Here is a 12,381-nt window from a genome sequence, read left to right as displayed (position 1 = left end):
ATGCGGCTCCCGGCGGAGGACGCACCCAGCCAGGGTAGCCGGGAGCGGTTCGGACGGTCAGGGGAGTCCACGGGACGGACGTGCGTTGCGGATGCGGCCCAGGTGAGGTTCCGTCCGGGACGCGTTGACGACAACTGACGGCCACCCAATGGCGAGAGGTCGACAACGACCGATAGTGTTCAGCATTGTCGAACAGCGGCAGCAGAGCCGTATGTCGACGGTCGAAGGGGACGGAGGCAGGACTGCGATGGCACGGAACATCCAGTCGCTCGAACGGGCGGCCGCGATGCTGCGGCTCCTCGCGGGCGGTGAGCGACGGCTCGGCCTGTCGGACATCGCCTCCTCGCTCGGTCTCGCCAAAGGCACCGCCCACGGCATACTGCGCACGCTCCAGCAGGAGGGCTTCGTCGAGCAGGACGCCGCCTCCGGGCGCTATCAGCTGGGCGCGGAGCTGCTGCGGCTCGGCACCACGTATCTGGACGTCCACGAGCTGCGCGCGCGTGCCCTCGTATGGACCGACGATCTGGCCCGCTCCAGCGGCGAGAGCGTCTATCTCGGGGTCCTGCACCAGCACGGCGTGCTGATCGTGCACCACGTCTTCCGGCCCGACGACAGCCGTCAGGTCCTGGAGGTCGGTGCCATGCAGCCGCTGCACTCCACGGCGCTGGGCAAGGTGCTGTCGGCGTACGACCCGGTGGCGCACACCGAGGTCGTAGAGGCCGAGCGCAAGGAGTTCACGGCGCGCACCGTATGCGAGTTGGACGCCCTGGAGGAGGTCCTGGACCTCACGCGCGCGCGTGGGTTCGCGGCCGACGTGGAGGAGACCTGGGAGGGCATCGCGTCCGTCGCCGCGCCCATCCACGACCGGCGGCGGATGCCGGTCGGCGCGGTGGGCGTCACCGGGGCCGTGGAGCGGGTCTGCCCGAACGGGGATGTGCGCCCCGAGCTGATCGCGGCAGTACGGGACTGCGCCCGCGCCGTGTCGCGGGACCTGGGCGCCGGGCGGTTCTGAGCACCCGGAGAAGTGCCGGACGGTTCTGAGCGTCCGTAGAGGACCAGCAGGACCGTAGGAGGGCAAGCAGGACCCAGGAGACCGGCAGGACAGAGGGCCGGGGCATCGACGGTGGATTCGTCGATGCCCCGGCCCTTTGTCGATCAGTAACGATCATGAGGCCTGCGAGAGATTCGGCGACACAGCTCTTGACGTGCCGCGGAGCCTGGGGCAAGACTCGCGTCCATCGGTCGGCATTGTCGAACACCTACCGGCAATACGCGCTAGAGTGTGACAACGCCAAGGGCCGGCACCGCTCTCATCCTTGAGAGCACGGACCACCGGAGGGACCCGGGGTTCGGCATTCCCCTGGACGAAGGACAAAGGAGTCGCGGGTGTCCAGCTCCGACATCTTCATCGGCGAGACCATCGGTACCGCCATACTCATCCTCCTCGGCGGCGGAGTCTGCGCCGCCGTCACACTGAAGGCCTCCAAGGCGCGTAACGCCGGATGGCTCGCCATCGCCTTCGGGTGGGGCTTCGCGGTACTCACCGCCGTCTACACCTCGGCACCCCTCTCCGGTGCCCACCTCAACCCCGCCGTCACGCTCGCCATCGCCATCAAGGACGGCGAGTGGGGCGACGTCCCCACCTACTGGGCGGGACAGCTCCTCGGTGCCATGATCGGCGCGGCGCTGGTCTGGGTCGCGTACTACGGACAGTTCCACGCCCACCTCACCGACCGCGAGATCGTCGGCGGACCGGGCGCACAGGACGTCAAGTCCGTCGAGGCGCGGGAGGCGGCGGCCGGCCCGGTGCTCGGCATCTTCTCCACCGGCCCCGAGATCCGGATGGCCGCGCAGAACCTCGCCACGGAGATCATCGGCACGGTCGTGCTGGTGCTCGCGGTCCTCACCCAGGGCCTGAACGGCGAGGGCAAGGGCCTCGGCACCCTCGGCGCGCTGATCACCGCGCTCGTGGTCGTCAGCATCGGCCTCTCGCTGGGCGGTCCGACCGGGTACGCCATCAACCCGGCGCGCGACCTCGGCCCGCGTATCGTCCACGCCCTGCTGCCGCTGCCCAACAAGGGCGGTTCCGACTGGGGCTACGCCTGGATCCCGGTCGTCGGTCCGCTGATCGGCGGAGCTGTCGCCGCAGGTATCTACAACGTCGCCTTTGCTTAGAGCGGCACGGTCCTTCAGCGCCGTACGTTCACTTGTAGCCGCAAGCGACCCGTAAACCAGCGCAGTGAGCCAGCCTCTTAGACCGCCTCTTTTGACCACGGAATTTCAGGAGCACACCGTGACCGACGCCCACACCGCAGGTCCCTTCATCGCCGCCATCGACCAGGGCACCACCTCCAGCCGCTGCATCGTCTTCGACCGCGACGGCCGGATCGTCTCCGTCGACCAGAAGGAGCACGAGCAGATCTTCCCCAAGCCGGGCTGGGTCGAGCACAACGCCGCCGAGATCTGGACCAACGTCCAGGAGGTCGTGGCCGGTGCCATCGAGAAGGCCGGCATCACCCGCGACGACATCAAGGCCATCGGCATCACCAACCAGCGCGAGACCACGCTGCTCTGGGACAAGAACACCGGTGAGCCCGTCCACAACGCCATCGTCTGGCAGGACACCCGTACCGACGCCCTCTGCCGGGAACTCGGCCGCAACGTCGGCCAGGACCGCTTCCGCCGCGAGACCGGTCTGCCGCTCGCGTCGTACTTCGCCGGTCCGAAGGCACGCTGGCTGCTCGACAACGTCGAGGGCCTGCGCGAGCGCGCCGAGGCCGGCGACATCCTCTTCGGCACCATGGACTCCTGGGTCATCTGGAACCTGACGGGCGGTGTCGACGGCGGCCACCACGTCACCGACGTCACCAACGCCTCCCGCACCCTCCTCATGAACCTGCACACGATGCAGTGGGACGACAAGATCTGCGAATCCATCGGCGTGCCGATGGCGATGCTGCCGGAGATCCGCTCCTCCGCCGAGGTGTACGGCGAGATCACCGGCGGCAAGCTTGGCGACCTGCTCGGCGGCATCCCGGTCGCCTCCGCGCTCGGCGACCAGCAGGCGGCCCTGTTCGGCCAGACCTGCTTCTCCGAGGGTGAGGCCAAGTCGACGTACGGCACCGGCACCTTCATGCTGATGAACACCGGTGACAAGATCATCAACTCGTACTCGGGGCTGCTGACCACGGTCGGCTACCGGATCGGCGACCAGGCGCCGGTCTACGCCCTGGAGGGCTCCATCGCCGTCACGGGCGCGCTGGTGCAGTGGATGCGCGACCAGATGGGCCTGATCAGCACCGCAGCCGAGATCGAGACCCTGGCCTCGTCGGTGGAGGACAACGGCGGCGCCTACTTCGTCCCGGCGTTCTCCGGCCTGTTCGCCCCGTACTGGCGCCCCGACGCCCGCGGTGTGATCGCCGGCCTGACCCGGTACGTCACCAAGGCGCACATCGCCCGTGCCGTGCTGGAGGCCACCGCCTGGCAGACCCGTGAGATCAGCGACGCCATGACCAAGGACTCCGGCGTCGAACTCGCCGCCCTGAAAGTCGACGGCGGCATGACCTCCAACAACCTGCTGATGCAGACCCTCTCGGACTTCCTGGACGCCCCCGTGGTGCGCCCGATGGTCGCCGAGACCACCTGCCTCGGCGCCGCCTACGCCGCCGGTCTCGCCGTCGGCTTCTGGAACAGCACCGACGATCTGCGCGCCAACTGGCGCCGGGCCGCCGAGTGGACCCCCAACATGGCCGCGGAGAAGCGCGACCGTGAGTACAAGAGCTGGCTCAAGGCCGTGGAGCGGACCATGGGCTGGCTCGAGGACGAGAGCTGACCAGCGCTGAAGCGAGCTGACCAGCGCTCCGGGAAGCTCTGACAAGGAGTAAGAATCCGCATGACCAGTCAGTCCACCCTGCAGTCCGTACCTGCCCTCGGTACGCGCCCGGCCTCCGGCTTTCACCCGAGCCGCGCCGAGACCCGGGAGCGGCTCTCCAAGGCGACGTACGACCTTCTCGTCATCGGCGGCGGCATCCTGGGCATCTCCACCGCCTGGCATGCCGCGCAGTCCGGGCTGCGGGTGGCGCTGGTGGACGCCGGCGACTTCGCCGGCGCCACCTCCTCCGCCTCCTCCAAGCTGCTCCACGGCGGTCTGCGCTATCTGCAGACCGGCGCGGTGAAGCTGGTCGCGGAGAACCACTTCGAGCGCCGTGCGGTCTCCCGCCAGGTGGCCCCCCACCTGGCGAATCCGCTCACGTTCTACCTCCCCGTGTACAAGGGCGGGCCGCACGGCGCGGCGAAGCTGGGTGCCGGTGTGTTCGCGTACTCGGCTCTGTCCGCCTTCGGTGACGGCGTGGGTCATCTCCTGAGCCCGGCGAAGGCCGCGCAGGATGTGCCCGAGCTGCGTACCGACAATCTCAAGGCCGTGGCCGTGTACGGCGACGACCAGATGAACGACTCCCGGATGGCGCTGATGACGGTCCGCGCGGCCGTCGAGTCGGGCGCCGTCGTCCTCAACCACGCCGAGGTCACCGGGCTGCGCTTCACCAGGGGCCGGGTGAGCGGCGCCGAGCTGCGCGACCGCCTCGACGGCAGCGAGTTCGGGGTGTCGGCGCGCCTGGTGCTCAACGCGACCGGGCCGTGGGTCGACCACCTGCGCCGGATGGAGAACGCGAACGCGGCGCCTTCCATACGTCTGTCGAAGGGCGCCCACCTCGTCCTCAAGCGGACCGCCCCATGGAAGGCCGCACTGGCCACCCCCATCGACAAGTACCGCATCACCTTCGCCCTCCCCTGGGAGGACATGCTGCTGCTCGGCACGACCGACGAGGCGTACGAGGGCGACCCCGCGGACGTCGCGGTCAACGAGAAGGACATCGCGCAGATCCTGGACGAGGCCGCGTTCTCGATACGTGACCAGCAGCTGTCCCGTGATCTGATCACGTACTCCTTCGCGGGTCTGCGCGTGCTGCCCGGCGGTCCGGGCGACACCTCGAAGGCCAGGCGGGAGACGGTCGTCACCGAGGGCGCGGGCGGCATGCTGTCCGTCGCCGGCGGCAAGTGGACGACCTTCCGCCACATCGGCCGTACGGTCATGAAGAAGCTGGAGTCGCTGCCGGGCCGTCCGCTCGGCGAGGACTTCGAGCCGGTCTCCGAGCTGCCGAAGAAGCTGCCGCTGCCGGGCGTCGCCAACCCGCGCGCGGTCGCGCACCGCCTGCTCGTCGACCACCCGGCGCCGGGTCCGGGCATGGCACCGGAGACGGCCCGGCACCTGGCCACCCACTACGGTTCGCTGGCCTTCGACATCGCCCGCCTCGCGAACGACGACCCGGAGCTCGCCGAGCGGGTCCACCCGGACGCCCCGGAGATCTGGGCGCAGGTCGTCTACGCCCGGGACAACGAGTGGGCCGAGACGGCGGACGACGTGCTGCGCCGCCGTACGACGCTGACGATCCGCGGGCTTGCGACGGACGAGGTCCGCGGCAAGGTGCAGGACCTTCTCGACAAGAAGTAGGGGGCACGCACTCCCCTCCGAGGGGCGACTTCCGTTCAAGGGAGCCGCCCCTCCCCCGTGTCGTACATGTCGTGGATGATCGTCCACGCGGGGGCTCACCAGGGCCGTCGAAGCCCCATAATGAGACATCGGATGTCTGAGCGACATATCTGATCGACAGGGAGGCCCCGCCATGGCAGTCACCGATGAGGCGATCGAGAAGATCAAGGGAATGATCGTCTCCGGCGCGCTGCGCCCCGGCGACCGGCTCCCCAAAGAGAGCGAACTCGCCGCCGATCTGGGCCTGTCCCGCAACTCCCTGCGGGAGGCCGTACGGGCGCTCTCCCTGATCCGCATCCTGGACGTACGGCAGGGCGACGGCACCTACGTCACCAGCCTGGACCCGCAACTCCTCCTGGAGGCACTGAGCTTCGTCGTCGACTTCCACCGTGACGACACCGTGCTGGAGTTCCTGGCCGTACGCCGCATCCTGGAGCCGGCCGCGACCTCGATGGCCGCCCTGCGCATCAGCGAGCAGCAGATCGACGCGCTCACGGCCCAGTTGGACGCGCTGGGCGCCGAGCCCTCGGTGGAGGAACTCGTCGCCTGCGACCTGGAGTTCCACCGCGGCATCGTGCAGAGCTCCGGCAACTCCGTGCTCTGCTCGCTCCTCGACGGTCTCTCCGGCCCCACCACCCGGGCCCGCATCTGGCGCGGGCTGACCCAGGAGGACGCGGTCAGCCGCACCCTGCACGAGCACCGCGCGATCCTCGCGGCCCTGCGAGACCGCGACGCGGAGGCGGCCCGCTCCTGGGCGACGGTGCATATCGCGAGCGTGGAGCAGTGGCTGCGCTCGACTCTGTGAGCAGGCCGCGCGCCCCGTCCGGGACGCGCACGGCGCTCTGCAACCGCTCGATTCACCTCTACGCGCCCCGCCACACCCGCACCAACAGTCCCGTTGCCGGACGTTCTCCCCGTGGGACGCACAGTCCCGCAAGGGGCGAGCAGTACGGAGGTGGAACGCCATGCGTGGGCGGGAAATCTGGACGAGACGCGGACTATGGGTCGGCATCGGCTGTGCGGCGTTGGTCGTGCTGGCCGCCACGCTCAGGTCGGTCGGCACCGGACACGGTGGGCAGGTGCAGTACGACGGCGCCGCGTTCGTCGTGTCCGTCGTCGGCGTCGTGGTGTCCGTCGCGGCGCTGCTCGCGGATGCCCTGCGCCACACGGACGCACCCTCGGATCCCGGCACCGCGTGGCGGCAGACCGCCGACGCCCTCGCCGAGGCGGTACGGGCGCAATGGGCTCAAGAGGCGCGGCTGCGGCGGCTGCAGGACCCGGAGCCGCTGAGCGTCCGCTGGACGCGGGCGGACCGACTGCTCACGGACGACACACAGAACATCCGGCGGGGCCGACCGGTGCCGGAGCCCCGGGACGGCGACAACCGGCTGGGCTCGATCGCCGCGGCCTTCGAGGCGGTGCCGTCCCGGCGCATGGTGGTGCTCGGAAGCCCCGGTTCGGGCAAGAGCGTGCTCGCCGTGTGCTTCACCCTCGACCTGCTGAAGGTCCGCGCTCCCGGCGCGGCGGTGCCTGTGATCTTCCCGCTGGCGGCCTGGGACCCGGGCACCACTGGACTGCGTACCTGGCTCGCCGAGCGTCTCGCCGCGGAGTATCGGCCGCTCGCTGCCACCACCGGCGGCACGACACTGGCCGACGCGTTGCTCGACGCGGGGTTGATCCTGCCCGTGCTCGACGGTTTCGACGAGCTGCCACCGGCGTTGTACGGCACCGCGATGCGCAGGCTCAACGCCGAGCTGGACGACGGTATGCCGGTACTCGTCACCTCGCGGACCACGGCCTGGCGCCGCGCGATCGCGTCCAGTGACGTCCTCACCGGCGCCGAGGTACTGGAACTGCTCGCGCTGGACTTCGCCGAGACGGAGTCGTACCTGGAGCGCACGGCGCGTCCGGTACGGGGCCCCGACGGCCGGCGCGGCACGGTGTGGACCCCCGTGCTGAACTCCCTGCGCGAGGGTCCGCATACCCCGGCGGCCGGCGCGCTCCTGGACGTACTGACCAATCCCCTGATGGTGGCACTGGCACGCACGGTGTACGGCGACATGTCACGCGACCCACAGGAACTCCTCGACGACCGTCGCTTCGGGACCGCGGCCGGGATCGAGGAACACCTCCTCGACGCGTTCGTGCCGGCCGCGTTCGGTCACGGTGTGGTCGACACGCGGTGGCGCGCGACGGATGCCAGACGCTGGCTCTCCTGGCTGGCCCGCGAGTTGGAACGGCGAGAGCCCAAACGGCTCGCCTGGTGGGAGCTGTACCTCTCCGTGCCGCGAGCGCTGCGGGTGTGGGCCCCCGCCCTGCTCGCGCAGCTGCTCACGTTCGCCATCGCCGCCCCCATCCTGCTCTCCAGCGTCGCGGGCGATGTCTTCGTCTTCGACGACGGACCGTCGCTGGCGGCCAATCTGGTCGGCAATCTGATCGGGTTCGCCGGCGGGCTGAGCCTGCTTCTGCCCGCGTCCGCGCGGCGGCGGGCAGGGCGCGCGACCCCGCTCCGGCATCTCGGGGTCTGCGTGGTGATCGCCACCGTGGCCTCCCTCGGGTATGGCCTCAGCGGTGGATCCGTGCAGTTCGGACTTCAGTTCGGCACGGTCACGGACGGCTGGGTGCCCGAGCTGTTCGGGGGTGCGGTCTTCGGAGTGCTGATCGCCTTGTTTTTCGCAGTCGCGGGGCTGGCCCGCCATGCGGCGCCGTTGGGGCTGCCCTGGGCGGGCAGCCCCAACGGTCGGCTCACGGCACGGGCCGGGAGCGCCCTCCTCGCCTTCGCGGGGCTTGTCACGCTGAGGCCGTGGCTGTTCGGGCATGGCATCGGTACGTGGCCGATGGTGGCGGGCACCCTGTGTGTCGCCGCGGCCCTGTGCCTGTGGGCGGCGGCGTCGCGCCAGGGCGGCAGGACAGCCGTCTCCCAGGCCGGAGCGGGCCGTATCGCCCAGCGCTTCCTGACCGGACTGCTCCACGGTTCGGCCGTCTGCCTGCTCATCGGGGTGGCGGCCGGCGCGGTGGTGGGCGCGGTCGGCTACGCGGTCTCCGCGGTGGAGGTCGCAGGGGCGCCCGACCTCGACGGCAAGCGGCTCGCGGGATGGTCGCACCGGGAGACACCCGACGGCAGCCGGACCGTGGAATCCTCGACGAACATCGCCGGGATTCTGGTGTACCCACCCGGGACCGCCCACCCGGCGGCGTACCCGGACGGCAGCCGTCCGCCGAGCTGCGGTCGGTGCGAGTCGTTCGACACCCTGGTGACCTTCCGCGTTGCCGATGGCGACCTGCGGATCCTCGTCGACGGCAGTCCTCCGGCCAATGCGGTGAACATGCTGCCGGAGCTGCCCGAGCAGTCCCGGTCCTGGCTCGCTCAGGGCGCCGCCCGGGATCCGCTCGACCAATTCCTCGCCCCAGGTGCGGCGGGCGGGGTCCTGATCGCGCTGATCGGCGGACCCGCCGCGGGCCTCTATCGTGCTCTCAGCACCCCGTCCGACCTCATCCGGGCAGCCAATCCGCAGGCCACTCTGCGTACGGATCGCATGGCGTCGCTGGCCCGGGCCGGCGTCGTGGCGGTCATGACGGGCGGCGTATGCCTGGTTCTGGCCCGGGCGTTCGCGTCGCAAGGCGGGCTCGACCATGTCGCCGCGCAGATGTGGGTGCCTATGGGCACCGCCGCGCTCGCACTCACCGCTTGGGGCCAATTGGCCGTCGCCCGGGTCTGGCTGGCCATGACGGGGCGGCTGCCGTGGCGGATCATGACGTTCCTCGACGAAGCGCACCGCAGAGGGGTGCTGCGGCAGTCCGGCGCGCACTACGAGTTCCGTCATCTGCGCATGCAGCAACGACTCGCCTCGGCCGCCGAGCCATCCGACGACGGCACCCGGGTCACCGCTTCGCCGTAGGCGGCTCAGTCCCGCTTCTCGCCGCTCGCCGAACCGGGAGATCACCAATGCCACGATGGTGATCGCCCCGTTGAGGAACTGGTTCCACAGGGGGGGGCACACCGCCCAACGCCATGACGTTCACGACGAGTTGCGGGTCAGTACGCCGGTGATGGCGCCGAATAGGGTGCCGCAGACGCGGGTAGCGACCGGGATCGGCTGACCAGCGCGCACTCCCGTATGCCCCAGGCCGTCGTCGGGCTGGTGGGCTCCTCGATCCAGTACGGGTCGTACGGGCGAGCCCGGCCAGCCACGTGAACGCGTCGCACACGGTCATCCGATGTATAGCGCCGACACCGGACAGGGTCCGGCCGCACATTGGAAATTGATCAGAGGTCGAGGTCGGAAACAGCTCGGATGACTGTGGGGTGTTCCGGGGTGGCGAACGGGGCAGTGATGCGTCACTCCCCCATGCAAGGGGGCTGCGGGCGCCCTGCACGCACGCCGTAAGGTTGGGGCGTACGTGAGGGCACGTCGGAAGGAGGCGCTGGGTGATCGAGCTCGAGGGGGTTCCCGAGCTGGTCGACCCGGTCATGGTGGCCGCGTTCGAAGGCTGGAACGACGCCGGCGACGCCGCCTCCACCGCGGTCGCGCATCTCGACAGGGAGTGGAAGGGCGAGGTCTTCGCGGCGCTCGACGCCGAGGACTACTACGACTTCCAGGTCAACCGGCCCACGGTGTGGCTGGACGGCGGCGTACGCAAGATCACATGGCCGACGACCCGGCTCTCCGTGGTCCGGGTCGGCGGCGAGAAACCGCGTGACCTGGTCCTGGTCCGCGGCATCGAACCGTCCATGCGCTGGCGCTCGTTCTGCAACGAGATCCTGGGCTTCGCCCATGAGCTGGGTGTCGAGCTGGTGGTGATCATGGGCGCCCTGCTCGGCGACACCCCGCACACGCGTCCCGTCCCGGTCAGCGGTGTCACGTCCGACGCGGACCTGGCCCGCACCATGGACCTGGAGGAGACCAAGTACGAGGGCCCGACGGGCATCGTCGGCATCCTCCAGGAGGCGTGCACACACGCGGGCGTACCGGCGGTCTCCTTGTGGGCGGCCGTACCGCACTACGTCTCGCAGCCGCCGAACCCGAAGGCGACGCTGGCCCTCCTCAACCGCCTGGAGGACCTCATCGACCTGCGCATCCCGCTGGGTGAACTGCCCGAGGACGCGCGGGCCTGGCAGTTGGGCGTGGACCAGCTGGCCGCGGAGGACAGCGAGGTCGCCGAGTACGTGCAGTCGCTGGAAGAGGCCCGGGACACCGCCGAGTTGCCCGAGGCGTCGGGCGATGCGATCGCCCGCGAGTTCGAGCGCTATCTGCGGCGTCGGGACGGCGGCGGCCCGGCGGCGGGCCAGGCCGGCGGTCACGCCACGGAGAGCGGCGAGGCCGCCCCCTTCCTCCGGGACAACCCGAGCGGCCGTCCCCGGCCGCCGAAACCGCAGCGCCCGGGGGCCGATGACGAGGGCACAGCCGACTCAGCTGACGACTCGTCGGAGGACTGAACCGTAGGAACGGAACCACAAGAGCGGAACCACAAGGGCGGTGCGTACGCGACGCACCGCCCTTGGTTGCTTCCAAAGCCCTCTTTACAGGGCCACCCCGAGGAGCGCGTCCACAGCACGCGATACGACACCGGGGGCGCCCTCGTCGCTGCCGCCCTGTTCCTTTTGCAAGGCGGCCCAGCGGTCGACGGCGATGAGCGCGACCGGCGCGTCCAGGTCGTTCGCGAGGGCCTCGCGGATCTCCTCGACGAGCGCGTCGGCGGCCGGTCCGTCGGGCCGCGACACGGCGGCCCGCCAGCGGTCAAGACGCGCGAGGGCGTCCTGAAGGACCTGGTCGGTCCACTCCCAGTCGGCCCGGTAGTGGTGCGAGAGCAGGGCGAGCCGGATGGCCGCCGGGTCGACTCCGTCGCGCCGCAGCTTCGACACGAAGACCAGGTTGCCCTTGGACTTCGACATCTTCTCGCCGTCGAGCGCGACCATGCCCGCGTGCACATACGCCTGCGCGAACGGGAACTCCCCGGTCAGCGCCTGCGCATGGGAGGCGCCCATCTCGTGGTGCGGGAAGGCGAGATCGGAGCCGCCGCCCTGGATTTCGAAGCCCATGCCCAGGTGGTCGAGGGCGATCGCGACACACTCGATGTGCCAGCCGGGCCGGCCCCGGCCGAGCGAAGCGCCGTCCCAACTGGGCTCGCCCTCCCGGGCGGCCATCCACAACATCGGGTCGAGCGGGTTCTTCTTGCCCGCCCTCTCCGGGTCACCGCCACGCTCGGCGGACAACAGCCGCATCGCGGCGGCGTCCAGCCCGGACACCTTCCCGAAGTGCGGGTCCGCCTCCACGGAGAAGTAGACGTCGCCCTCGAGTTCGTACGCGGCTCCGGCGTCGCGCAGCCGCTCGACGAGCGGGACGATCCCGGGTATCGCCTCGACGGCGCCGATGTACTGCTTCGGGGGCAGCATCCGCAGGGCGGTCATGTCCTCGCGGAAAAGGGCGGTCTCCTTCTCGGCGAGCGCCGCCCAGTCGACGTCGTCACGGGCCGCGCGCTCGAGAAGCGGATCGTCGATGTCCGTCACGTTCTGGACGTAGTGAACCTGCCGCTTGGTGTCGAGCCACACGCGCTGAACGAGGTCGAACGCGTTGTAGGTCGCCGCGTGACCGATGTGGGTCGCGTCGTACGGGGTGATGCCGCAGACGTAGATACGGGCGACGGGTCCGGGATCGAGGGTGATCAGACCCCCGGTCGCGGTGTCGTGGATCCGGAGGTCGCGGCCCTGTCCAGGCAGGGCGGGGACCTCAGAAGCGGGCCAGGCATACATGTCTCGAGCCTAACCGGACGCGTCTTCGGTATACGAACCGCATCGGCCCTGGTGGCCGGGAGGGCCCTCTTGCGTATGGGCG

8 protein-coding genes and 1 pseudogene are annotated in these 12,381 nt (G+C 70.2%); 7 read left to right on the top strand and 2 right to left on the bottom strand.

Annotated elements, in window-relative coordinates:
- The first annotated feature begins 247 nt into the window (after positions 1-247).
- The 6 genes from ACQEVY_RS37955 (at position 248) to ACQEVY_RS37930 (ending at position 9,447) form a co-directional block, all read left to right on the top strand.
- Positions 248-1,012, top strand: coding sequence for an IclR family transcriptional regulator (locus tag ACQEVY_RS37955; RefSeq protein WP_328772771.1), 765 nt, complete (start codon positions 248-250; stop codon positions 1,010-1,012).
- Positions 1,013-1,386: 374 nt separating this feature from the next.
- Positions 1,387-2,175 (top strand): MIP/aquaporin family protein, encoded by a 789-nt coding sequence (locus ACQEVY_RS37950; RefSeq protein ID WP_432954202.1) that lies wholly within the window; start codon positions 1,387-1,389, stop codon positions 2,173-2,175.
- A gap of 118 nt (positions 2,176-2,293) precedes the next feature.
- Positions 2,294-3,832 carry a glycerol kinase GlpK gene (gene glpK, locus ACQEVY_RS37945; protein ID WP_432954200.1) on the top strand — a complete coding sequence of 513 codons (1,539 nt, stop codon included), beginning with the start codon at positions 2,294-2,296 and terminating at the stop codon, positions 3,830-3,832.
- Between the two features lie 60 nt (positions 3,833-3,892).
- A complete protein-coding gene (locus ACQEVY_RS37940; protein ID WP_432954198.1) occupies positions 3,893-5,509 on the top strand; it encodes an FAD-dependent oxidoreductase in 1,617 nt (538 codons plus the stop codon).
- A gap of 172 nt (positions 5,510-5,681) precedes the next feature.
- Positions 5,682-6,353, top strand: coding sequence for a FadR/GntR family transcriptional regulator (locus ACQEVY_RS37935; protein ID WP_432954197.1), 672 nt, complete (start codon positions 5,682-5,684; stop codon positions 6,351-6,353).
- A gap of 160 nt (positions 6,354-6,513) precedes the next feature.
- On the top strand, positions 6,514-9,447 hold the full coding sequence (locus tag ACQEVY_RS37930; protein ID WP_432954195.1) for an NACHT domain-containing protein: 2,934 nt from the start codon (positions 6,514-6,516) through the stop codon (positions 9,445-9,447).
- Between the two features lie 15 nt (positions 9,448-9,462).
- Here the strand turns inward: ACQEVY_RS37930 and ACQEVY_RS37925 are convergent.
- A pseudogene (locus tag ACQEVY_RS37925) lies at positions 9,463-9,618 on the bottom strand (ABC transporter permease); the annotation flags it as partial.
- A 359-nt stretch (positions 9,619-9,977) separates the two neighbouring features.
- Between ACQEVY_RS37925 and ACQEVY_RS37920 the strand changes: the two are divergent.
- Positions 9,978-10,985: a PAC2 family protein gene (locus ACQEVY_RS37920; RefSeq protein ID WP_432954193.1), complete on the top strand. Its 1,008-nt coding sequence runs from the start codon at positions 9,978-9,980 to the stop codon at positions 10,983-10,985.
- A gap of 84 nt (positions 10,986-11,069) precedes the next feature.
- On the opposite strand, the gene mshC is transcribed toward ACQEVY_RS37920, so the two are convergent.
- Positions 11,070-12,299, bottom strand: coding sequence for a cysteine--1-D-myo-inosityl 2-amino-2-deoxy-alpha-D-glucopyranoside ligase (gene mshC, locus ACQEVY_RS37915; protein ID WP_432954192.1), 1,230 nt, complete (start codon positions 12,297-12,299; stop codon positions 11,070-11,072).
- Between the last annotated feature and the right edge of the window lie 82 nt (positions 12,300-12,381).

Source organism: Streptomyces sp. CA-288835, assembly GCF_050936385.1.
In the GTDB taxonomy this organism is placed as follows: domain Bacteria; phylum Actinomycetota; class Actinomycetes; order Streptomycetales; family Streptomycetaceae; genus Streptomyces.
Note: the sequence above shows the minus strand (reverse complement) of the source record. Positions and strands in the feature narration are given on the sequence as shown.

Bases quoted from the DNA above. Each gene is read 5' to 3' on its own strand.
- ACQEVY_RS37955 (WP_328772771.1), top strand. From the start codon at position 248: ATGGCACGGAACATCCAGTCGCTCGAACGGGCGGCCGCGATGCTGCGG.
- ACQEVY_RS37940 (WP_432954198.1), top strand. From the start codon at position 3,893: ATGACCAGTCAGTCCACCCTGCAGTCCGTACCTGCCCTCGGTACGCGC.
- ACQEVY_RS37935 (WP_432954197.1), top strand. From the start codon at position 5,682: ATGGCAGTCACCGATGAGGCGATCGAGAAGATCAAGGGAATGATCGTC.
- ACQEVY_RS37930 (WP_432954195.1), top strand. From the start codon at position 6,514: ATGCGTGGGCGGGAAATCTGGACGAGACGCGGACTATGGGTCGGCATC.
- mshC (WP_432954192.1), bottom strand. From the start codon at position 12,299: ATGTATGCCTGGCCCGCTTCTGAGGTCCCCGCCCTGCCTGGACAGGGC.